Annotated in this window: 15 protein-coding genes; 10 read left to right on the top strand and 5 right to left on the bottom strand. The window is 58.1% G+C overall.

The window, feature by feature from the left end:
- Positions 1-9 precede the first annotated feature (9 nt).
- Entirely contained in the window at positions 10-741 is a 732-nt protein-coding gene (locus ABEB25_RS08180) for a hypothetical protein (protein ID WP_345735902.1), read from the bottom strand.
- 151 nt (positions 742-892) lie between these two features.
- Between ABEB25_RS08180 and ABEB25_RS08175 the strand changes: the two genes are divergently transcribed.
- From ABEB25_RS08175 to uvrA, 6 genes are all read left to right on the top strand, one after another.
- The gene (locus tag ABEB25_RS08175; protein WP_345735901.1) at positions 893-1585 is read left to right on the top strand and encodes a zinc metallopeptidase; all 693 of its coding nucleotides are present in this window, start codon (positions 893-895) and stop codon (positions 1583-1585) included.
- Positions 1586-1747: 162 nt separating this feature from the next.
- The gene (locus tag ABEB25_RS08170; protein ID WP_345735900.1) at positions 1748-2491 is read left to right on the top strand and encodes a YdjY domain-containing protein; all 744 of its coding nucleotides are present in this window, start codon (positions 1748-1750) and stop codon (positions 2489-2491) included.
- Positions 2488-3654, top strand: coding sequence for a prenyltransferase/squalene oxidase repeat-containing protein (locus ABEB25_RS08165; protein WP_345735899.1), 1167 nt, complete (start codon positions 2488-2490; stop codon positions 3652-3654). Before ABEB25_RS08170 ends, ABEB25_RS08165 begins: the two co-directional genes overlap by 4 nt.
- A gap of 64 nt (positions 3655-3718) precedes the next feature.
- Positions 3719-5566, top strand: a complete 1848-nt coding sequence (locus ABEB25_RS08160; RefSeq protein ID WP_345735898.1) for a C39 family peptidase — start codon at positions 3719-3721, stop codon at positions 5564-5566.
- A 24-nt stretch (positions 5567-5590) separates the two neighbouring features.
- Positions 5591-6727, top strand: coding sequence for a hypothetical protein (locus ABEB25_RS08155; protein WP_345735897.1), 1137 nt, complete (start codon positions 5591-5593; stop codon positions 6725-6727).
- 110 nt (positions 6728-6837) lie between these two features.
- Positions 6838-12528 (top strand): excinuclease ABC subunit UvrA, encoded by a 5691-nt coding sequence (gene uvrA / locus ABEB25_RS08150; protein ID WP_345735896.1) that lies wholly within the window; start codon positions 6838-6840, stop codon positions 12526-12528.
- Between the two features lie 53 nt (positions 12529-12581).
- Here the strand turns inward: uvrA and miaB are convergent, their stop codons facing one another.
- On the bottom strand, positions 12582-13940 hold the full coding sequence (miaB, locus tag ABEB25_RS08145; protein WP_345735895.1) for a tRNA (N6-isopentenyl adenosine(37)-C2)-methylthiotransferase MiaB: 1359 nt from the start codon (positions 13938-13940) through the stop codon (positions 12582-12584).
- Between the two features lie 108 nt (positions 13941-14048).
- Between miaB and ABEB25_RS08140 the strand changes: the two genes are divergently transcribed.
- From ABEB25_RS08140 to ABEB25_RS08125, 4 genes are all read left to right on the top strand, one after another.
- On the top strand, positions 14049-14756 hold the full coding sequence (locus ABEB25_RS08140; protein WP_345735894.1) for a zinc metallopeptidase: 708 nt from the start codon (positions 14049-14051) through the stop codon (positions 14754-14756).
- 46 nt (positions 14757-14802) lie between these two features.
- On the top strand, positions 14803-15852 hold the full coding sequence (locus tag ABEB25_RS08135; RefSeq protein ID WP_345735893.1) for a Gfo/Idh/MocA family protein: 1050 nt from the start codon (positions 14803-14805) through the stop codon (positions 15850-15852).
- A 92-nt stretch (positions 15853-15944) separates the two neighbouring features.
- The gene (locus ABEB25_RS08130) at positions 15945-17174 is read left to right on the top strand and encodes a PQQ-binding-like beta-propeller repeat protein (protein ID WP_345735892.1); all 1230 of its coding nucleotides are present in this window, start codon (positions 15945-15947) and stop codon (positions 17172-17174) included.
- 144 nt (positions 17175-17318) lie between these two features.
- Positions 17319-18653 (top strand): Gfo/Idh/MocA family protein, encoded by a 1335-nt coding sequence (locus tag ABEB25_RS08125; RefSeq protein WP_345735891.1) that lies wholly within the window; start codon positions 17319-17321, stop codon positions 18651-18653.
- A gap of 48 nt (positions 18654-18701) precedes the next feature.
- Here the strand turns inward: ABEB25_RS08125 and ABEB25_RS08120 are convergent, their stop codons facing one another.
- The 3 genes from ABEB25_RS08120 to aroA are packed head-to-tail and all read right to left on the bottom strand — an operon-like array spanning position 18702 to position 21361.
- Complete coding sequence (locus ABEB25_RS08120) at positions 18702-19313, bottom strand: lysophospholipid acyltransferase family protein (protein WP_345735890.1); 612 nt, start codon at positions 19311-19313, stop codon at positions 18702-18704.
- 2 nt (positions 19314-19315) lie between these two features.
- Positions 19316-19957, bottom strand: coding sequence for a (d)CMP kinase (gene cmk, locus ABEB25_RS08115; protein ID WP_345735889.1), 642 nt, complete (start codon positions 19955-19957; stop codon positions 19316-19318).
- 45 nt (positions 19958-20002) lie between these two features.
- A complete protein-coding gene (aroA, locus tag ABEB25_RS08110) occupies positions 20003-21361 on the bottom strand; it encodes a 3-phosphoshikimate 1-carboxyvinyltransferase (RefSeq protein ID WP_345735888.1) in 1359 nt (452 codons plus the stop codon).
- Position 21362 lies beyond the last annotated feature (1 nt).

The raw sequence follows: 21362 nt of genomic DNA, 5'->3' as shown, positions 1-21362 counted from the left end.
CAAATCTGGTCAGTTAGCTTGACTCGGATCGGCAGGTGTCGGGGTGTCGGCATCGGGCACCTTGTCGATCAGTTCGCCTTTGAAGTTGGCTAGCAGACGCTCCAGAACACGGCCTGTGCCGTCGAATTTGAAATCGTCGAGAACGGCCTTTTTTTCGGGCGAGTCCGGCGCCTGCCGATACCAGGCATAAGCGAGGCCCTTGTTGTCCCACTTGCGTTTGTCCACCCGAAAGACCTGCGCAAAAGAGATCTTCGTGCCCTGGGGAGTGATCCAGTGATCTGCCCCGGCACGCAGCACCCGGTTGCGGTTCAGCAGCATGGTGAGGGCGACGAGCAACCCGATGGCGATGGTGCCGCTGCCCCACCAGAACTGTCCGGCGATCTCGCGGTCAGTCCAGCGGTGTGGTTTTTCGCTCCAGCCGCGCTCGGCTGCATAGGAGACCCAGCGCGGTGGTTCGCCATTTTTCCCCGCAGGGAGACCTTTTGCCTCAGTTTCCTTCACCCACTGCTCCAGCCGGTTGGCGGCCTTGGCTTCGTCATAACCCTTCAGCAGCGTTTGTTCGAACCAGTCCTTCTGGTCGGCGACTTTGTTGGCCTCATGGTAGCCGAATTTCCAGTCGTAGAGGAACCAGAGGCCCATGAGGACCAGCATGGCGGCCATCATGCCCATGCGGCGGAAATACCAGGGGGTGACACGGCACACGATGGCGCTGGCGGATTCGGCTGATGCGGAGGACTCCATGCCCATTCAGAGACGCGGCGGCGGCTCTGCGCAACCTGCGTTTTTCCAGGGTTGTCATTCCAAACTTGGGTCCTGTTTCTAAAGGCAAGAAAGGCAGGGCCGATTATGACAACAGAGTCGTATTTTTCGACAACCCCCCACTATCCAGATTATGACAATGATACTCCTGTTCCTCGGAACCATGGCCCTCTCGCTCCTCGCCTCCTGGCGAGTGCGCAGCGCCTACAACCGCTATTCCCAGGTGCGGGCCTCCAGCGGCTACACCGGCGCGCAGGTGGCCCAGCGCATCCTGGACCTCAACAACATCCGTGATGTGAGCATCCATGCGATGCCCGGGCATCTGGTGGACCATTATGATCCTGGCCAAAAACGCCTGGTGCTTTCGGAAGAAAACTTTCACGGTAACTCCGTGGCTGCGCTGGGCATTTCCGCCCATGAATGCGGTCACGCCATCCAGCATCAGCAGCTTTACGCTCCTCTCCAGTGGCGTATGGCGGCGGTGGGCATTACCCAGATTGCCAGCCAGGTGGTGATGTGGATCCCCCTCATCGGCATGTTGGGCGGCTTCTTCCCTTACAAGCTCGCCATCACCATCATGGCGATTGGGTTTGGCATCATGATGCTCTTCCAACTCGTGACCTTGCCGGTGGAGTTTGATGCCACCGCCCGTGCCAAAAAGGTGCTCGCCAGCACCGGGGCCGTTTCGGCAGGACCCGAATACAATGCCATGAGCAAGGTGCTGGATGCGGCTGCTCTGACCTATGTCGCAGCCTTCGTCAGTTCCCTCGGCTATTTCCTGTATTACATCCTGCAGATGACGGGTGCCCGTGGCGACGATGAGTAATGGGCTCGGTCCTATTTCGATTAGGCCTCCTAAAAAACCGAACGGACAAACTTTGTCCGTTCGGTTTATTTTTGGAGTGAAACACGTCCGGGTTGCCATTGCATCCTGCATAACCTGCGGCCAAGTTTGTCCATGTTCATTCAACCGCGTATGCTTTTGCCCATGTCACGTCTTCTCGGCCTCCTTCTTCCACTCGCGATGAGCCTGGGGACACTTCATGCCCAAGACGTGAGCCAAGGCGCCAAGGAGAATGCCACCAAACAACTGGCGGAGGCCCAACAACGGCTGAAAAAGATCTCTGGGACAGAATATGAATTGGATGGCATCCGGATCAATGCCTCCACCCGTGAGGTGCGCATCCCCGCGAAGGTGGAATTGCAGCGGGCTCCCATTGAGTATCTCCTGGTCCATGAAACCGGAAAGACGCACGAGAGCGTCCTCACCACTGCTGTTAGCCCCACGGCCATCCAGGTAGCGCTGCTGCTGGCAAACTATCAGGCCGCGACTGAAGGCATGCTGACCAAGGTGCCAGAGGCCGAGCGTCCTAAAATTTGGAAAGAAGAGCCCCCGGCCAAACCGAAGGCAAACCAGATCAAGGTGAATGTGCAATGGAAAGTCGGCAAGGAGACCAAGTCGGTCCCGATTGCGGACTTTGTCCAGCATGTGGATACTAACAAGCCGCCTACGGATTTGCAGTCCTGGATTTTCAATGGCTCCTACCTGGATGAGCGTGGCTTCATCGGCCAGCACGAAGGCTCCATCATCGCTGTCTGGCTGGATCGTGGCGCTCTCATCAACTCTCCCGCTGAAGGCAACTGGCGCGATGATCTTTGGATCTCGCTTCCTGCCAATATCCCTGAAATCGGTACTCCTGTCACCGTCATCATCACCCCCGTCCAACCATGAAATTGATCACCGTTCTTTCATTTGCGCTGCCCTCTATGCTTTTGGCGCAAAGCGGCACCCAGCCCGCCCGCCACGAATCCCTGAAGCAGGAGATCCGCCTTGCCTATGATCGCGGGCTGGCCTTTCTGAAAGGAAAGCAGAACGCGGAAACGGGTCAGTGGGGCGATGCCGAACCTGTGGCCTTTACCGCCCTGGCCATCACCAGCCATCTCCTGGCTCCGGGGCGTCAGCCAACGGATGCGCTTTCCCCGGAACTGGAGAAAGCCTATGCTTTCCTGCTGAAAAACGTGCAGCCTGATGGCGGCATCTATGTGAAAGCTCGCGCGAACTACAACACGTCGCTGGCCCTCACCTCCCTCATGCTCAGCCCCAAACCCCAGGATGAGCAGATGCTCCTGGCGGCGCGCCGTTTCATCATCGGCCAGCAGAATGATTTCGATGAGAAGGGCAAGCAGGACAACCCCTTCGATGGCGGCATCGGCTACGGTACACCCAAGCCGAACAACCCGGCCCATGCGGACCTTTCCAACACTCACTTTGCCCTGGAGGCCCTTTATTACTCCCAGGCTCTCCTGGCTGACAAAGGTGATGCGGGCAAAAACGAGCCGCAGTTGAACTTTGGCGCTGCCATCCAGTTCATCCAGAACTGCCAGAACCGGCCTGAAACCAACAAGGCCTCCTGGGTCAGCACGGACAAGGCAGATGCTGGTGGCTTTGTTTACAGCCCAGGTGAAACCCGTGGCAAGGACGTAAAAACTCCAGACGGCCGCACCGCCCTCCGCAGCTATGGCAGCATCAGCTATGCGGGCATGCTCAGCTTCATCTACGCCGGGCTGGACAAGAGTGATCCCCGCGTGCAGGCCGTGATCCAGTGGCTGAGCGAAAACTACACGCTGGATGAAAATCCCGGCCTCGGGGCTGAGGGCCTTTACTACTATTACCACACCATGGCCAAAGCACTCGCCATTGCCAATGTGGACTACCTGAAGACAAAAGATGGCAAGACCGTGGACTGGCGTGCCGACCTTGCCTCTAAGCTGCTGAACCTCCAGCAGGGCGATGGCTCGTGGGCCAACAGCGCCGGCCGCTGGATGGAAAGCGACACCACGCTCACCACCGCCTACATGCTCATGGCCCTGGCCCGCGTGCACGAAAGCCTGTAATCGTTGTCGGATCGTCAAAAATCTACCGCCCGCGTCAGCTTCGGCTGCGCGGGCTTTTTGTTGGGTGGATTTCAAGCGTGAGAACAAGGGTTTGAATTCAATTGTTGACCTTTTAATGAAATTCCTAATAAAAACCGGGAATATGATTCGGGTGTTATTAATAGTGACGGGGATGCTTTTGGGAATTTACGGGCCGTCTTGTCAGGCTGCCCCTCCCCTGCCGATTGATCTTGATCCGGCTTTTGACTTTAAATCTTCTGAGCCAGTGTCTTACAGCAAGCTGGAAGCTCTGTTGGCTCCTCTGATCAAAGAACGCCGCATCTCAGAAAGGACAGATCCCGTGTCGGGACACAGCCAAAACGTCACTTGGCATCTCGAGGGCAATCGACTTCGCACGACTCTTTTTGGAGGGACATTTGAGCCTGCATATATGCATTTGCAGCTTAAAGGTTCGAAGGTTGTTTCATGCTCTTTCAGGGCCCGGATCAAAGGAGATTTAATCCCTGTTTTTGAGGCTGTTTCTAGCAAATTGGAGGAAGTTATTGGTGCCAAACCTGAGGTCGGTGAGAACAGTATTTATTGGAAGCGGGATTCTTTTGTCGCTCGCCTATATGGTAATTCCAGTTCTTCAAGGCAGAAGGATGGCAGCATGGAGTTTGAGATCGATTTCATTGGCATGAATTTGACTCGCATGCCTGGGGTGAAACCGACGGAAAGCATCACCATCGCACCCCGTGTAGTCGTGGAGGCTGATCTGGACTACCTCATGAATTTCTCTGAGTTGTGGCGCTGCACACCGGATGAATTTGAACAGAAATACCGCCCGAAGGTTGTTGGGCAGCAGGCTGAATCTCCGCAGTTTGAATGGCTCAATGTAGAGAAGAGCAGAGCGAGGTTTTTGCGCAAAATCTCCACGAATGTGGATGTAGTTTTGACCCTCTTTGGCAAGTCCGTGCCAGTGGAAGAGGTCGTGGTGGAATTCATGGATGGCCGTGCCGCCAGGGCCACCCTCTCGTTTTACAGCCAGGGCACTTCGAAGGGGATTCCATTAACCGACTTCACGAATACCTTTAGAAACGTTGGCGCAAACCTGGGACGGGTCTTGAATGTGTCTCCATCCAATCTATCGGCTTCTGTTGGTCAAACCGTCAAAACCGTGAGCTGGGGGTGGAAGACTGCCCATGGCATCGCCATGCTGGAGCACAATGATTACGCCGCCAGTGGTCCAGCAGGGAAGCCGGAGTTTATGCGCTTGAAAGTGGCTGCGCCAGATCAAGGGGACTGGATCATGGGTCGTCTGACTGGCGGCGTGCAGCCCACGGGACTGGCAAAAAAAATTACGGCGACGCCTGAGGGTGATGTCTATGTTTTGGGGGTGCCGATGGTGGATCAGGGGAGCGAAGGCTACAGTGAGATTGCCTGCTGCCAGCGCTTGTTTGAATTCATGCAGATCCCTTTTGATAAGCGCCAGTTTACCCAACTGAGCCGTGTGGCACCGCTAGGAGCGAAGAATGGCGCGTCTATGCATTACTTCCTGGGCAAAGTGGACGACACTTTCAAAGTAGCCCTCAAAACGCACATTGATCCTAAGCAGTTGATGAATAACTCCGGAGACGGCAAGCGCCGGGTCTCCCAGCGCCAGTTTTCCCTGCTGATCAAACAATACGTGGACAAGGGGATTCCGCTGATCTGGGCGCTGGAATTGGGTCGCTTCCCTGAGGAGCCCCCGCTGCCAGCAGAGGGGCAAACCACCGGTGGGCACATGCGCCTGATCATCGGCTACAACACAGAGACAAACCAAATTCTGTTCAGCGACTCCTGGGGTGCTGGGCACGAGCTCAAACGCATGGGCGAAACAGAAGGATATGAAGCAACCCTGGGGGTGTATACCCTGTCTTCGTCCGGGTTGTGATTGAGAACTCCAAAAGTATCCAGGATGCTTAACCGCACTGTTCATTTTCTGGCAGGTTTGTTCTTTCTGCTCACCGGCCACTTAGCCAGTGCGCAGACTCCCAAGCTTTTTGCCCTGGATGCCCTCCTCAACTGGGAGGAGCCTTTTGCGATCGGTGAAAAGGATATGGTCGTTCCTTTCGAAGGGATGGGAGTTACCGGATATAAAAGGTTCTACACGAAGATGAAGTCCGGTGAAGATTGCAGGATCTTCGACATGAATTCGGATGCAAAATGCCAGCTTCACTTGCTGCCCAGCCGCTTTCCCGTGAAGCTTTTCCGGGCCCACTATTCCTACGAAGGGCAGCTCTATAAACTCGAAATGACTCTCCTCTCGGCAGGGGTGCGTGAGGCCTTGGAGGTAGAGTTGGACAAGCTTTTAGGGGCACGTTCGACCATGGGTAAAATGGTGAACAAAGGGCAAGAGTCCCCGATCTGGCGCTGGGATTCACCCAAATTGATTCTGATCTCTCACGCGGCCGGGCCAGAGTTACTGAGGTTGGAGATCCTCAATCCCAATTTCCCCACAGAAAGTTCGTTTCCCATCCGAAAATCCGTCACTCTCATTGCCCCCCAGACGGTGGCGGCTCCGGTGGATTTGGATGCGTTGCTGGATTTTGACAAAGTCTGGACTTACTCGCCTGATGACCTTGAAAAAGTGTACCGCGTGAGAATTCCTGATCAAAAAGAAGGAGCACAATTCGAGTGGCTGGGTGCTGAAAAAACACGGGCGCGCTTTTCCAGGAAAGTAAATCCAGGAAGCATCACCTCCCTTACCCTCCTGGCAAAACAGATGGAAGCTCAGGAAGCCATCGTCGAGTTTGTGGGCGGGCGGCTTGCCCGGGTCACGATCACCCTTTACAACCGCCGCGATTCTGGAGCCATCGAACCGTCCAAATTTAGAGAGAAGTTCATCAAGGCAGGCCAACACCTGAAGCAGAGACTGGCCATGGCTCCCAAAAACACGTCTGCGGCGGCCGGCGCGGACCGCAAAGTTGCCCGCTGGCTTTGGGAGTCCCCTCAATGTTTGGCCCTGATCGAGCACAACGACTATGAGGGAGAGGCCGCGCAGGTTCCTGAGCTGCTGCAGCTTAAACTGGCCCCTCCCCGACCTACAGAATGAGCCGACACTGGAGAATCCAGGGGCAGCCTGCCCGGGAAAAAGAGAATTGCACCTAAAAACAAGCGTTCACTTGAACTGCATGGGACGTAACTCTACTTTCCAGTTCCCCCATGCCGAAGAAACCTGCCGCCAAGTCTCCTGCTTCCCAAGCCGCCAGCGATGTCATCCAGGTCCGTGGGGCCTGGCAGAACAACTTGCGAGGGATTGATTTGGATCTGCCCTTGGGAAAACTCTGTGTCGTCACGGGTCCAAGCGGCTCGGGCAAGTCCTCCCTCGCCTTCGACACGATCTATGCTGAGGGCCAGCGCCGGTATGTGGAGACCTTCTCCCCTTACACGCGCCAGTTCTTTGAGCGCATGGACAAACCGAAGGTGGATGCCATCCACGGCATCCCCCCGGCGATTGCCATTGAGCAGGTGAACAACATCCGCTCCACCCGCAGCACCGTGGGCACCATCACGGAGATCAATGACTACTTGAAGATGCTGTTTCCCCGGCTGGCCGAAGGGCAGTGCCCCGAGTGCCATCGCCCGGTGAAGCCGGAAACGCCAGAAAGCATCCAGCATGAGCTGATGGCCGTCCATGCGGGCAAACAGGCCCTCGTTTGTTTTGGTGTGCCCGTGCCGAAGGACACCCAGGTGGGCGACTTTTTCCCTTTCCTCCAAAGCCAGGGTTACCTGCGTGTCTGGCTTTACGGCGAATCCATCCGCACGGATGAGCCTGAGGCGATGAAGGGACGCAAGCTGCCCGCCGTGGCCCTCATCATTCAGGACCGTCTGCCCCTGGAGCCTAACCAAAAGTCGCGCCTCAGCGAAGCCATTGAGGCAGCCCTGCGTCTGGGCAAGGGCCAGATGACGGTCGTGCTGGGTAGCGAGACGTTGTCTTTTTCCACCGACTGGCGCTGTGCGGACTGTGATATCCAGATTCCTGCGCCTACACCGGGCCTGTTTTCCTTTAACAGCCCCATCGGGGCCTGCCCCACCTGCAAGGGCTTTGGCCGTACGCTGGGACTGGACCTACGCAAGGCCATGCCGGATGAATCGCTGAGCATCCGTGGTGGGCTGGTGCGGGCCTTTACCGGCAGTACCTATCGTGAGAGCCAGGATGACCTGGAACGTGCGGCCAAAAAGAAAGGGGTGGATCTCGACACCTCGTTCTGCGACCTGCCTGAGGCGCAGCAGAAGTGGATTATTGAAGGAGCCGGCACGGACCCTGAAGAGGCCTGGCAAAATGGCGAATGGTATGGCGTGAAGGGATTTTTCAGGTGGCTGGAAAGCCGCGCCTACAAGATGCATGTGCGCATCTTCCTCAGTCGTTTTCGCGCCTACACCACCTGCATGGACTGTGACGGTGGCCGCCTGAAAAAAGACGCCTACAACTTCCGCATCGCGGGCCGCACCATCGCCGATCTGTGGAACCTGCCTGTCGTTGAACTGCTGCCTTTTGCCCAGAGCTGGCCAGTCACCCCTGGGGACAATGCCACCCAGATGCTACGCGATGAAATCTGTGGCCGTCTCAGCTACCTGGAGCGCGCAGGCCTGGGCTACATCCATCTGGATCGGCAGACCCGCACGTTAAGCGGTGGTGAGCTGCAACGGGTCAACCTGACCACCTGTTTGGGGGCTTCGCTGGTGAACACCCTTTTCGTTCTTGATGAGCCAAGCATCGGCCTGCACCCGCGTGACATCGGCCGTCTCATCGGCGTTATGGAAGGGCTGCGCGACAAGGGCAACACGCTCCTAGTCGTGGAGCATGAAGAGTCAGTCATGCGTGCGGCAGATCATGTCATCGAGATCGGTCCGGGCCGTGGCGACAAGGGCGGGTACTTGGTCTATGATGGCCCGTTGGAAGGCCTGGAGAAGAAGGTCGGTTCCTTGACGGCGGATTACCTGACTGGTCGTAAACGCATTCCCGTCCCCGCCGTACGACGCCCCGTGAATCCCCCGGGGGCTGAGCCATCACCTGTCTCGGCTAAGTCGCGGAAAGGCGTAGCCAAGGCCGAGATTGGGACAACCTCGTTTCTTTCGATCACGGGTGCCCGGCAGAACAACCTGAAGAACCTCAATGTGGACATTCCCTTGGGCGTGTTCTGCTGCATCACGGGTGTCTCCGGCTCCGGCAAAAGCACACTCGTTCATGAAGTCCTGTTCCGGAATCTCCAGCGTCTGCGTGGTGAAGTCAGTGAGGATGAACCAGGCCGTGTGCGCTCCATCACAGGCCATGAAAAGATCACCCAGGTGATCATGGTGGACCAGTCGCCGCTTGCCCGTACCCCGCGCAGCACACCGGCTGTTTATGTGGGGGCGTTTGATGCCATCCGCGCCCTCTTTGCCGAAAGCGAAGATGCCAAGGCCCAGGGAGTGACCCCAGGGTTTTTCTCCTTCAACTCGGGCGAAGGCCGCTGCGAACGCTGCATGGGCAATGGCTTTGAGAAGATCGAGATGCAGTTCCTCAGCGACTTGTACGTCACCTGCCCGGAGTGCGAAGGGAAGCGTTACCAGCCCCACGCACTGAAGATTCAGCTTCACGGCAAAAGCATCCACGATGTCCTCGGCATGACAGTGGAGGAGTCCTCGGAATGGTTCTCCAAGATGGAGGCTCCGGCTTCGGGCGGGACTGGGCGCGCCGATGCTTCATTCATTCGCAAAGCCCGCCAGGTCGGTGAACAGCTCGCCATTCTCGTCGAGGCCGGTCTCGGTTACCTTAAACTGGGGCAGCCTCTGAACACCCTCTCTGGTGGTGAAGCACAACGTCTTAAGCTCGTCGGCCACCTGATCGAAAACGCTTCTGAAAAAGGCGAATCGGGCACTTCGCTGTTGCTATTGGACGAGCCCACAACAGGGCTGCATTTTGATGACATCGCCTTGCTGGTGAAGTTGCTTCAACGCCTTGTGGAGGAAGGGAACAGCCTGCTGGTCATCGAGCACAATGTGGATGTCATCCAGTGCGCCGACTGGGTCATTGACCTGGGTCCAGATGGGGGATCTCAGGGTGGCCAATTGGTTGTGGCGGGCACGCCTGAAGTGGTGGCCGCCTGCGAAGCTTCCTGGACCGGCAAGTATCTGGCGGAAAAATTCGGGCAGGGCAGGACGGTAGCACGGGCGGCTGAACAGGCGGCGGCGTATGCCACCCGCAAAGCTGCCCCAAGAGAGTCCCTCGCCGCCAATGCCATCAGCATTCGCGGAGCGCGGGAGCACAATCTCAAAAACATCTCGCTCGATATTCCGCGTGACCAGTTTGTGGTCGTCACAGGCCTTAGCGGCAGCGGCAAATCATCCCTCGCCTTTGACCTCGTGTTTGCCGAGGGGCAACGCCGTTTCCTAGACAGCATGTCCGTCTATGCACGCACCTTTGTGGAGCAGATGGAAAAGCCGGAGGTGGATGTCATCAGCGGCGTGCCGCCGACGGTGGCCATCGAGCAACGCATCTCTCGCGGCGGAGGCAAATCCACCGTGGCCACGGTGACCGAGGTTTATCACTTCCTTCGTCTGCTGTTTGCCAAGCTGGGCACGCAATACTGCCCCAAGTGCGATGTGCCCGTGCAGAAGCAGAGCCTCAGCGCCATCACTCAGACGGTGGTGGACCGCGCTAAAAAAGGCCCGTTGCAGATCCTGGCTCCGCTCATCAAGGCGCGCAAAGGCTTCCATACCGATGTGGCCGAAGCAGCGGCCAAGCAGGGCATCGAGATGCTCCTGGTGGATGGTCAGTTCCGTGAGACAGCGAATTTTAAGCGGTTGGAACGGTTCAAGGAGCACAGCATTGATGCCGTGGTCGGCCAAGTGAAAAAAGGCGCATCGGCCATTGAGCTGCGACCGCTTTTGGAAAAGGCCCTGAAGATGGGGAAGGGCACCGTTAAACTCTGGCTGCCTGGGAACACCTCACAGGTCCTCAGCACGGAGATGAGCTGCCCGAAGTGCGACCTCTCCTTTGAGGAGCTGGACCCTCGCCTGTTCTCCTTCAACAGCCCGCACGGCTGGTGCCGCACCTGCCGTGGTTTCGGTTTTAAGGTCTCATCACACGGTGCCACACCAAGGCGGGATGACATCTCGAAACTGGAGGCTGAAATGGAGGAGGAGCGCCGCCTTTCACGTGGAGCGGATGACGATGAGGAAGATAACGAGCGGGTGCTCTGCCTGGAATGTCACGGCTCACGCCTGAATGAAACGGCACGCTACGTTCGCCTGCAGGACTTTACGGTGCCACACCTCAATGCTCAGTCGGCCATTGAGGCGGCGGAGTCGGTGAAGAAGCTGAAGTTCGAGGGCACGGAAGGCATCATTGCGCGTGACATCATGAAGGAGATCGAGCAGCGCCTGCACTTCATGAAGGAAGTGGGGCTGGGGTACCTTCAGCTCAACCGTAGCGCTGACACCCTCAGTGGTGGCGAGGCCCAGCGCATCCGCCTGGCGGCCCAGCTTGGCAGTAACCTGCGCGGCGTGCTTTACGTGCTGGATGAGCCCACCATCGGCCTGCACCCACGCGACAACGAACGTCTGCTGGACACGCTTGTGGCGCTGCGTGACAAGGGGAATTCTCTGCTGGTGGTGGAGCATGATGATGACACCATGCGCCGTGCAGACACCATCATTGATCTGGGGCCAGGTGCCGGGCATTTTGGTGGCGAAGTCATTTCCCAGGGAAATCTGGCCCACATCCTCAAGGATAAAAAAAGCGTCACGGGGCAGGGGCTACGGCATCCGTTCAAGCATCCCTTGTTAGGTAAACGTCGTGCCTTGCCGGCGTTGAAAAGCAAGGACGGCTGGCTGAAGATCAATCGTGCCCATGCCAATAACCTGAAGGACATCAATGTTCAGATTCCTGTGGGCCGTCTCACAGTGATCACGGGCGTCAGCGGCAGTGGGAAAAGCACCTTCCTTCATCAGGTGCTTTTTCCTGGGATGAAAGCGCTCTTGAGCAAGGAGAAGAAACGCAAGTCACCCGACCAGCCTTGGGATTCCATCACCGGGGCGGACCAGTTCGGCTTTGTCTATGAGGTAGATCAGTCTCCCATCGGCAAGACCTCACGCTCATGCCCGGCCACCTATGTGGGGGTGCTGGATGACATCCGCAAACTTTTCGCCCAGGTCCCCGTGGCCCGTGCAAGGGGATATGACGCGGGGCGGTTTTCCTTCAATACCGAGGGTGGTCGCTGTGAGGCCTGCCAGGGCAATGGCAATGTGAAGGTGGAGATGAACTTCCTCCCCACCACACGGGTGCATTGCGAGATCTGCAACGGCCTGCGCTTCAACTCCGCCACCATGGAGATCGAATACAATGGCAAAAACATCGGCCAGGTGCTGAAGATGAGCATCACTGAGGCGGCCGAGTTCTTTGCCCACCAGCAGCGCATCGCACGACCTTTGCAGCTTCTGGCGGATACCGGCGTGGGCTACTTGCAGTTAGGCCAGCCCAGCCCCACCCTCAGCGGCGGGGAGGCTCAGCGCATCAAGCTGGTGACGGAACTCAGCGGTGGTGTTTCGCGCTCGGCCACGGAGAAAATTCGCGGGCTGAAGAACATGAAGAAGAACCTCTACCTCATTGAGGAGCCGACTATCGGCCTGCACATGACGGATGTGGGCCGCCTTATTGATATCCTTCACCGGCTGGTGGACGATGGCCACACGGTGGTCGTGATCGAGCATCACCCGGATATCTTTGCCGAAGCCGATTACATCATTGATATCGGCCCTGAAGCGGGTGCTGAAGGAGGTGAGCTCGTGGCCGCAGGAACACCGGAGGAAGTGGCTAAACACAAGGTCAGTCGCACGGCTCCTTTCCTGAAAAGGATCCTGGGCCTGTAACTATAAAACGAGGGGCGGTCACTTGAGGTGGCCGCCCATTGTTTTACTCAACTTTATTCCCGCGTCACCACATCGCCATAGAGTGTGAAGTTTTCATAGTGGCTGATGCGCACATTGAAAATCTCACCGATGTGGCGTTCTGGGTTGCCTTCAAAAACCACGATCTTGTTCGTGCGTGTTCGCCCCATGAGACGGCTTTCATTCGTCTTGCTGGTGCCCTCGCAGAGGATTTCCACCTCCTGGCCCAGCAGTTCTTCATACTTGGTCCAGGCGTGTTTGTTCACCAGGGCCAGCAGGTCTTGGTTGCGCGCTTCTTTCACCTGTTCGCTGAGCTGGATGGCATCGTCCATTTCAGCCGCTGGGGTGCCACGGCGCTTGGAGTAGCGGAAGACAAAGGCGTTCTCAAACTTCAGTTTGTCGAAAAGCTCGCGCGTTTGCAGGTAATGCTCCTCAGTCTCGCCGGGGAAGCCGACGATCACATCCGTGGTCACAGCGATGCCCGGCCGGGCGGCGCGGATGCGTTCCACCAGATCGGTGAATTTGGCGGAAGTGTAAGGGCGATGCATCCTTTTCAGGATCTCATCACTGCCACTCTGCACGGGCAGATGGACATGCTCGGCCAGCTTGGGCAGGTAGGTGAAGGCTTCAATGAGGTCCTTCTTGTAGCCAATTGGGTGGGGGCTGGTGAAGCGGATGCGCTGGATGCCCGGCACCTCATGCACGGCTTCCAGAAGCTGCACGAAGGGGCTTTTACCATCCACTGCTGGGAATTCGTGACGGCCATAGAGGTTCACGATCTGGCCTAACAAGGTGACTTCCTTCACGCCTTTGTCGGCGAGGCGGCGCACTTCTTCGGTGATGTCTGCGATGGGGCGGCCGCGCTCGCTGCCACGGGTGTAGGGCACGATGCAGAAGGTGCACTTCATGTTGCAGCCCTGCATGATGCTGACGAAGGCGGAGCCTTGGTTTTCCTTGAGGGTGTGGTCGCGGATGGCGTTTTGGCTGGCCTGCTCCTCCTCAATGTCCACGATGGAGAAGCGTTCTTCGTCCATCATCTTGGCTTCTTTGGCCCGGATGATTTCATCCACATACTCAACCACGCGGTGGTATTTTTGGGTGCCCACCACGAGGTCCACCTTGGTTTTCTCCACCAGCTCACTGCCACGGCTTTGCGCCATGCAGCCCATGAATCCGGTGACGAGGGGCACGCGGCGGCGGCGCACCATCCCCATTTTGCCGATGGCCTTCTGTTCTGCCTGGTCGCGCACGGAGCAGGTATTGATCAGCACCACGTCCGCATCGGTATCCGTGGCGGTCATGGTGTAGCCGCGCTCGACGAACATCTGCGATACTTGCTCGGTATCGCGTTCGTTCATCTGGCAGCCGTAGGTCTTGATGTGAACTCGGGGCATGGGGGTGGTGAGTTTAACCAGAAAGACGCCAATGACAACCCACGGTTGGCAAAGTCCGACGGTCCCCTTCCTCCTTGCCTCCGGCCCAAAGTCCCCCCACGTTGCCCGATGCTTGCGATTTTCATCGTCATCCTGCTCCTGTGCTTCGGCGTCTGCCAGTGGGCAGCGGGCCGATATGCCCAGGTGACGGAGGAGGGGATGAAGGAGCGGGCACCCACCGCACATACGGGGGCGGAGATGGTGAAGCTGTTCCTCGCCTATGAAGGTGTGACCGATGTGGAGATCGTCGAGCACGAAGGCATAGCATCTGATTATTTTGATCCGCGCCGCCGTCGCCTGTTTTTGCAGCCTCGGGTCGCCCGTGGCACCTCCATGGGGGCCTGGGCCATCGCTCTGCATGAGGCCGCCCATGCTCTGCAAACGGAAGAGGCCCTGGGGGACCTGAAATGGCGGCAGACGGTGATCCGGCTGAACCGCTATGGCCCCTTCTTTGGTCTTCTGGGAGTGGTGGGTATGATTTTCCTTCGTTTCCCACCTCGCTTCGCAGTGGCTGGGCTGGTCGCTATCTGTGTCATGCTGCTGCTGCTGAACATCGGCACCCTGGCAGTGGAGTACAATGCCAATGCCCGCGTGCGGCTGTTCTTGGAAAAGCATCTTCAGCGCTTTCCTGATGCCCAGGATCGTCTCCTGTCCCATCTCTCCCGTGTAGCCCTGAAGGAGGTGGGAGACCTGCTGCGCTCCCCCCGCTACTTCTTTCTCAGCGCCCTGCCGGGCAGTGGCAAGATCCGCCCGGCGAAGCCCACCGACGAATCGTGACGATTTGCGGGAGAGATGCGGCGATGAGGCCGTTTATTTTCGGACCATGACCCGCCGCCACTTCATCACCACCGCCTCCGCCTTGGCCGCCACTTCGGCTTTCGCTGCCGAGCCCCGCTTGCGCATCGGCCAGATCGGCACCACTCATTCTCATGCCGGCGGCAAGATGAGCGCCCTGCGCAGCCTCAAAGACCTGTGGGAGGTGGTGGGTGTGACGGAGCCTGATGCCTCCCTGCATACTTCGGTGAAGGAATCAGCCATTTACGGAGGACTGCCACTTTTGCCTGAGGAGGAACTGCTGGCCGCGCCGGGGTTGAAGGCGGTCGTGGTGGAGACCCGTGTGGAGGCTTCCTGTGCGGTGGCTTTGCGCTGTCTTCAGGCAGGCAAGCACATCCATTTGGACAAACCCGGAGCGTTGGGTCATGCCGAGTTCAAAGCCATGCGCTTGGAGGCCGAAAAGCGCGGTCTCACCGTCCAGATGGGCTACATGCTGCGTTACAATCCGGCCTTTGAGTTGCTTTTTAAAGCGGTCCGCGAGGGCTGGCTGGGCGAGATTACGGAGATCGATGCTGCTATGGGCAAGCTGGCGGATGCCGCTACGCGCAAGGACATCGGCTCGCTGCCGGGAGGCGGGATGTTTGAACTCGGCTGCCATGTCATGGACATCATCGTCACCCTGCTGGGCAAGCCGGAAGCTGTGCAGCCTTTTTCGACCCCGAATGGCAGCGATGGGGTGAAGGACAATCAGATGGCCGTTTTGCAGTATCCGAAGGCCACGGCGGTGGTGCGCTGCAATCACACTGATCCTTTTGGTGGACCGCGTCGCCGCTTCAATGTGACGGGAACGGAGGGAACCCTGGAGATCGTGCCACTGGAGTCGGGCAAGGTGAATCTCTCGCTGAAACAACCACGAGGAGCTTATAAAAAAGGCAGCCAATCCTTCCAAATGGAAGTGCCCAAAGGCCGGTATGATCTTGAGTTTGTGGATCTCGCGAAGGTTGTTCGTGGCGAGAAATCCTTGGCCTGGAATGCCGCGCATGACATCGCCCTGCATGAAACCGTTTTGAAAGCAGCAGGGGTTTGGGAAAAGCCTTAGTGAGGGGTCGTGGCCAAGATTTTGCTCGCATTTCCTGGTCTTATCCGGCTCAATCGAAACGTTCTGCCGCGATTGCCGTTACTTTCTTTTCTATGAAGCCTTACGTTTTGCCTGCCTTCCTGCTGTTCAGCCTTTCTGCCCAGGCCGCCGACTGGCCCACCTTTCGTGGGGCTGACCGTAAAGACATCTCCTCGGAAACAGGGCTGCTGAAAAAGTGGCCGTCGAACGGCCCGAAGCAGGTGTGGCTCAACAAGGACGTGGGGCTTGGTTATGCAGGCTTCGCGGTGGTTGGAGACACGGTTTATACGCTCGGGGCACGCGATGTGGTGGAGTACGTGATCGCCGTGGATGCGGCAACCGGTAAGGAAAAATGGGCAGCAGAAGCCGGGGCTCTACTGACCAATGGCTGGGGCGATGGCCCTCGCAGCAGCCCGACGGTGGATGGCGATAAAGTTTATGCCATGGGGGGGAAGGGCACTCTCGTTTGTTTGAGCGCCGCCGATGGTAAGGAAATCTGGAGAACGACCATGGATAGCCTGGGCGGCAAGGTGCCAGGATGGGGCTATTGCGAAAGCCCTTTGGTCGATGGAGATCTCGTCATCGTGACCCCTGGGGGTGCGCAAGGCACGCTGGCTGCCTTCGATAAAGCCACAGGCAAAAAAGTCTGGCAGTCGGCGGAATGGACTGACCCTGCGCAGTACTCTTCCATCATTGCGGTGGATCACAATGGCGCACGCCAGCTCATTCAGCTCACCATGCAGAGCGTGGCCGGCGTGAATGCTGCTGATGGCAAGCTGCTTTGGAAGACCGAGTTTCCTGGCAAAACAGCCGTGATCCCCACCCCGCTCTTTCAAGATGGGCAGGTCTTTGTCGCGGCCGGTTACGGCGTGGGCTGCAAATCCTTCAAGGTCAAGGCAGGCAACGAGATCGAAGAACTCTATGCGAGCACTGACATGGTAAACCATCACGGTGGCATGGTGCTGGTGGATGGTCATCTTTATGGTTATTCTGACAAGGCTGGCTGGACCTGTCTGGACTTCAAAACCGGGGCCGTGAAATGGGCCGAGAAAAAGCTGCTGGGTAAAGGCGCTCTGCACAGCGCCGATGGAATGCTGTATCTGCTGGAGGAAAAGACCGGCACGGTGGTGCTTATCGAGGCCAACCCCAAAGGCTGGGAAGAGCATGGTCGTTTCACCCTCCAGCCGCAGACAACTCAGCGGAACCCAAAGGGCATGATATGGACCCACCCTGTGGTGAGCGGTGGCAAGCTTTACCTGCGCGATCAGGAGCTTCTGTTCTCCTTTGACGTGAGCGGCAAGTAACCGATTTGCTTATTTCTTTAAGCGCCCCACCTCAAGCAGGTCGGGCGCTTTCTTTTTGGGCGCAGATGGCGGTCACAATCGGCCCACATCAAGTCACGAGTTCCGCGAAAGGACTGAAGGGGGAGGCACGATTACTCCAGTTCCATGACTTCCATTTTAACCCGCCGCCAATTCGCCCAGACCACTGGGGCCGCCGCCATTCTCACCACTGCCAGCTCGCTGCGTGCGCAGCAAAAGGCTGATTCCAGTGAAACCCTCCGCATTGGCCTGGTCGGCTGTGGCGGCCGTGGTACTGGGGCTGCCTCTCAGGCTTTGGGGGCAGACTACAATGCCAAAATCGTCGCCATGGCGGATGTGGATGAAAAGCAGATCGAAGGCAGCATCAACAGTCTGGCCCAGAAGTATCCCGATCGCGTGGATGTGAAGCCGGACAAGAAGTTCATCGGCCTGGATGCTTACCAGAAGCTCATTGATTCCGGCGTGGACGTCGTCCTGCTGGCCAGCCCTCCAGGGTTCCGCCCGCTGCACCTCATGGCGGCAGTGGATGCTGGGAAGCACATCTTTGCCGAGAAACCCATGGCGGTGGACACCATCGGTTATCACCTCGCTATGGCCGCAGTGAAGAAAGCGGCGGAAAAGAAGCTGAATATCGTGGCTGGCTACTGCTGGCGCTACAGCAGCTCCCGCAAGGAAGCCTTTTCACGGCTGCAAGAAGGCCAGATCGGTGACGTGACCAGTATTTTGGCCACCTATCACACGGGCCCTGTGAAGCCGATGCCACCTGCCAGTGGTCGCCCAGCAGGAATGAGCGATGTGGAGTGGCAGGTGCGCAACTGGTACAATTTCTCCTGGCTTAGCGGCGACAGCATCGTGGAGCAGGCCGTGCACAGCGTGGACAAACTGTGTTGGGCCATGGGGGACAAGCCGCCGCTTAGCTGCATTGCCACTGGCGGGCGCCAGATCCCGGCGGAGGACGGCAATATTTTTGACCACTTTCATGCCGCCTACGAGTGGGGCAATGGCATCTACTGCCACTTGGCCAACCGCCAGATCAAAGGCTGCCAAGGGCATAACCAAGACATCATCCGGGGTGAGAAGGGCGTTCTCATCATTGGCAAAGGCTCGGTTCCTTTCATTGACGGGCCGAAGCGCTGGCGCTTCAAAGGCGAGGACAAAAACATGTACGACCTGGAGCATGAAGCTCTCTTCAATGCCATCCGCAAAGGCGAGGTCATCAATGATGGTGATCGCATGATGCTTTCCACTCTGGTGGGGATCATGGGTCGCGAGGCCGCCTACACAGGTCAGCTTCTGACCTGGCAGCAGATGCTGGATTGCACGCAGGATCTGGCGCCTGATACATTGAAATGGGGGGACAGCTTCAAGCCCACTTCTATGCCGATGCCAGGCGTTACCAAGTTCCAGCTTCCAGAAGCGAAGCGGCCTGAAGACCAGGCGAAGGAAAAGAAGGGCGCGTAACGCCTTCGCAGACTGTCAGGCAGGTCCGTTGTTCGGCAACGGGCCTGCTTACAGGGTCAGTTCGCTGATGCGTTCCATCACTTCATCGGCCAGGGCCTGATAAAGATCGCGGCCTTCCTGGCCGTGCGCCTTGAGATCGGGCTGATAAGGTTTGCCGACGACGAGGCGAATCTGGGCCGGGCGCAGAAACTTGGCTCCACGAGGGTAGGCCTCGTAGCTGCCATAGATGCGCACTGGCAGGACTGGGGCGCTGCTTTTCGCGATGAAGAGTCCCACGCCGGCTTCTGCCTTTTGTGGCTTTCCGTCCAGGCTACGCGTGCCTTCTGGAAACATGAGGATCTTTTTACCGCTCTTCAGAAGACGGATGGTGGACTTCAGGCTGGAGGCATCGGGCTTGTCTTTGTCCACCGGAATGGTCTGCCAACTGCGCAGGAGTTTGCCCGCCATAGGGTGATCAAACAGGCTTTTGCGGGCAAAGAAATACAGGGGCTCATCAAAGGCCTGCCCAATAAACGGTGGGTCTAGAAAGCTGACGTGATTGGCCACGATGAGGGCAGGACCTGCAAGCTTGAGGTTCTCTTCGCCAATGACCCGAAAGTCATAAAAACTCCGGGCGACAGCCCGAAAGATGGTGTGCCCAATACGGTAGGAAAGGTTCATGCTTACTCAGTGGGGGGCAGGCGATCGAGCACCGCTTGCACGGCACCTTCCAGCGTGAGGTGACTGTTATCAATGACCACGGCACCCTCAGGCACCACCAGGGGTGAGGTCTTGCGGGTGGAGTCGAGACGATCCCGCTCCGCGACCTGATCGGTATGCCCCTGCGCACGGCGACGTGCGGCACGGACTTCTTCGCTGGCATCGATATAAAACTTCAGAGGACTCTCCGGGAACACCACGCTGCCGATGTCGCGGCCTTCCATCACCAGCGGGCCGAGGGCTGCCAGGGCACGCTGATCGGCGACGAGCCGTGCGCGCACTTCCGGCACCCGGGCGACCAAAGAGACTCCGCGATTCACTGGGTCGCTGTTGAGGTCTTCGGTGGAGAGGAGGCGACCGCTGATGGACACCTGCGTCTGCCCTTCTGTGACAGGCGAATCTACGACGATGCCCGTAGCCGCATTTCGCACGGCGTCCTGGTCATTCGGATCAACGCCCGTCTGCAGCACCGCCCAGGTCATGGCCCGGTACATGTTGCCCGTGTTCACGTAGATGTAGCCCAGCCGCTGGGCCAGGATACGTGCGACGCTGCTTTTGCCGGAGGCGGCAGGGCCGTCAATGGTGATCACGTTGGAGGTAGGCATGGGGAGAAGGAACCGTCGAATGGGGGTGGGCGATGTCGGGAGGGCTTAGCCTACTTTACGGGGGATGCGTGAGATTACCGGGATGGGCGTCTCGCCATTTTCGTTCTTCAGGAACAGGGCAAGGTCATGCTCGAAACCAGGGTAGCTGGTGCCGATGCACTCGGAGCCTTCGATGACCGTTTCGCCTTCAGCAAACAAGCCGGCGATGGCAAAGGCCATGGCGATGCGGTGGTCATGGTAGGTGCTGATGGTGGCACCCTGAAGTTGGGCACCGCCTTCGATCTCCATGCCATCGTCGAATTCGGTGACAGTCACACCCATGCGCCGCAGATTCTCGGCCACAGCGGCGATGCGGTCCGTTTCCTTCACGCGCAGTTCATGCGCATCCTGGATGCGGGTTTTGCCACGGGCCAGTGCGGCGGCGACGGCAAGGATGGGCAGTTCGTCAATGACGTTGGGGATCTCGGCACCGCCGATGACTGTGGCGTTGAGGTCGCCGCCTTTGACGGTGACATTGCCACGAGGTTCACCATCGGTGGTTTCTTCGGAATTGTGAATGTGAGCGCCCATGCGCAGCAGCACATTGATCACACCTGTGCGGGTCGGATTGAGGCCGACGTTTTTCAGGGTGATCTGCTGGCCGGGACTGGCGGCGGCAGCCACCATCCAGAAGGCGGCGCTTGAGATGTCTCCCGGCACGACGATGTCCGTCGCGCGGGCGGATTGACCGCCATAGACCGAGATGGCATTGCCCTCACGCAGCCACTTGATGCCAAAGTGAGACATGATGCGCTCCGTGTGATTTCGGGTGGCCACAGGCTCGACAACGGTGGTCTTACCGGGGGCATATAGACCCGCCAGAAGGATGGCGGATTTCACCTGAGCACTCGCCATGGGGAGGGTGTAAGTGATGGCCTGCAAAGAGCCTCCGGTGACTTTGAGGGGGGCGCAGATCTTCTCGCCCTGGCCTTCCACCTGGGCTCCCATGAGGCGGAGCGGGTCGGCCACACGCTTCATTGGGCGTTTGGAAAGGGAAGCATCCCCGAACATCTCGGTGGTGAATGCTTGGCCCGCCAAGATCCCGGAAAGCAGGCGAATGGTGGTGCCAGAATTACCGCAATCCACCGGGCCGGAAGGGGCCTTGAGCTGGGGGCCGTTGCCTGTGATGGCCAGCTTGGTCAGGCCGATGCCGTCAGTCTCTTCCAGAGGCTCCACTTTGGCACCCAGGGCTTCCATGGCCTTGACGGAGCAGAGGCAGTCTTCGCTGGGCAGAAAGCCGTCAATGACGGTGGTGCCGGAGGCCATGCCCGCAAACATGGCGGCGCGGTGACTGATGCTTTTGTCGCCAGGAACGGAGATTTCGGCGGGGAAGGATTTGAGCTTTCGGACTTTCAGAGTGGCCATA

This window comes from Prosthecobacter algae (assembly GCF_039542385.1).
Taxonomy (GTDB): Bacteria; Verrucomicrobiota; Verrucomicrobiia; order Verrucomicrobiales; family Verrucomicrobiaceae; genus Prosthecobacter; species Prosthecobacter algae.
The sequence above is the reverse complement of the archived record's forward strand: the minus strand, read 5'-3'. Positions and strand labels throughout refer to the sequence as shown.

Bases quoted from the DNA above. Each gene is read 5' to 3' on its own strand.
- ABEB25_RS08180 (WP_345735902.1), bottom strand. From the start codon at position 741: ATGGAGTCCTCCGCATCAGCCGAATCCGCCAGCGCCATCGTGTGCCGT.
- ABEB25_RS08175 (WP_345735901.1), top strand. From the start codon at position 893: ATGACAATGATACTCCTGTTCCTCGGAACCATGGCCCTCTCGCTCCTC.
- ABEB25_RS08170 (WP_345735900.1), top strand. From the start codon at position 1,748: ATGTCACGTCTTCTCGGCCTCCTTCTTCCACTCGCGATGAGCCTGGGG.
- ABEB25_RS08165 (WP_345735899.1), top strand. From the start codon at position 2,488: ATGAAATTGATCACCGTTCTTTCATTTGCGCTGCCCTCTATGCTTTTG.
- ABEB25_RS08155 (WP_345735897.1), top strand. From the start codon at position 5,591: ATGCTTAACCGCACTGTTCATTTTCTGGCAGGTTTGTTCTTTCTGCTC.
- uvrA (WP_345735896.1), top strand. From the start codon at position 6,838: ATGCCGAAGAAACCTGCCGCCAAGTCTCCTGCTTCCCAAGCCGCCAGC.
- miaB (WP_345735895.1), bottom strand. From the start codon at position 13,940: ATGCCCCGAGTTCACATCAAGACCTACGGCTGCCAGATGAACGAACGC.
- ABEB25_RS08140 (WP_345735894.1), top strand. From the start codon at position 14,049: ATGCTTGCGATTTTCATCGTCATCCTGCTCCTGTGCTTCGGCGTCTGC.
- ABEB25_RS08135 (WP_345735893.1), top strand. From the start codon at position 14,803: ATGACCCGCCGCCACTTCATCACCACCGCCTCCGCCTTGGCCGCCACT.
- ABEB25_RS08130 (WP_345735892.1), top strand. From the start codon at position 15,945: ATGAAGCCTTACGTTTTGCCTGCCTTCCTGCTGTTCAGCCTTTCTGCC.
- ABEB25_RS08125 (WP_345735891.1), top strand. From the start codon at position 17,319: ATGACTTCCATTTTAACCCGCCGCCAATTCGCCCAGACCACTGGGGCC.
- ABEB25_RS08120 (WP_345735890.1), bottom strand. From the start codon at position 19,313: ATGAACCTTTCCTACCGTATTGGGCACACCATCTTTCGGGCTGTCGCC.
- cmk (WP_345735889.1), bottom strand. From the start codon at position 19,957: ATGCCTACCTCCAACGTGATCACCATTGACGGCCCTGCCGCCTCCGGC.
- aroA (WP_345735888.1), bottom strand. From the start codon at position 21,361: ATGGCCACTCTGAAAGTCCGAAAGCTCAAATCCTTCCCCGCCGAAATC.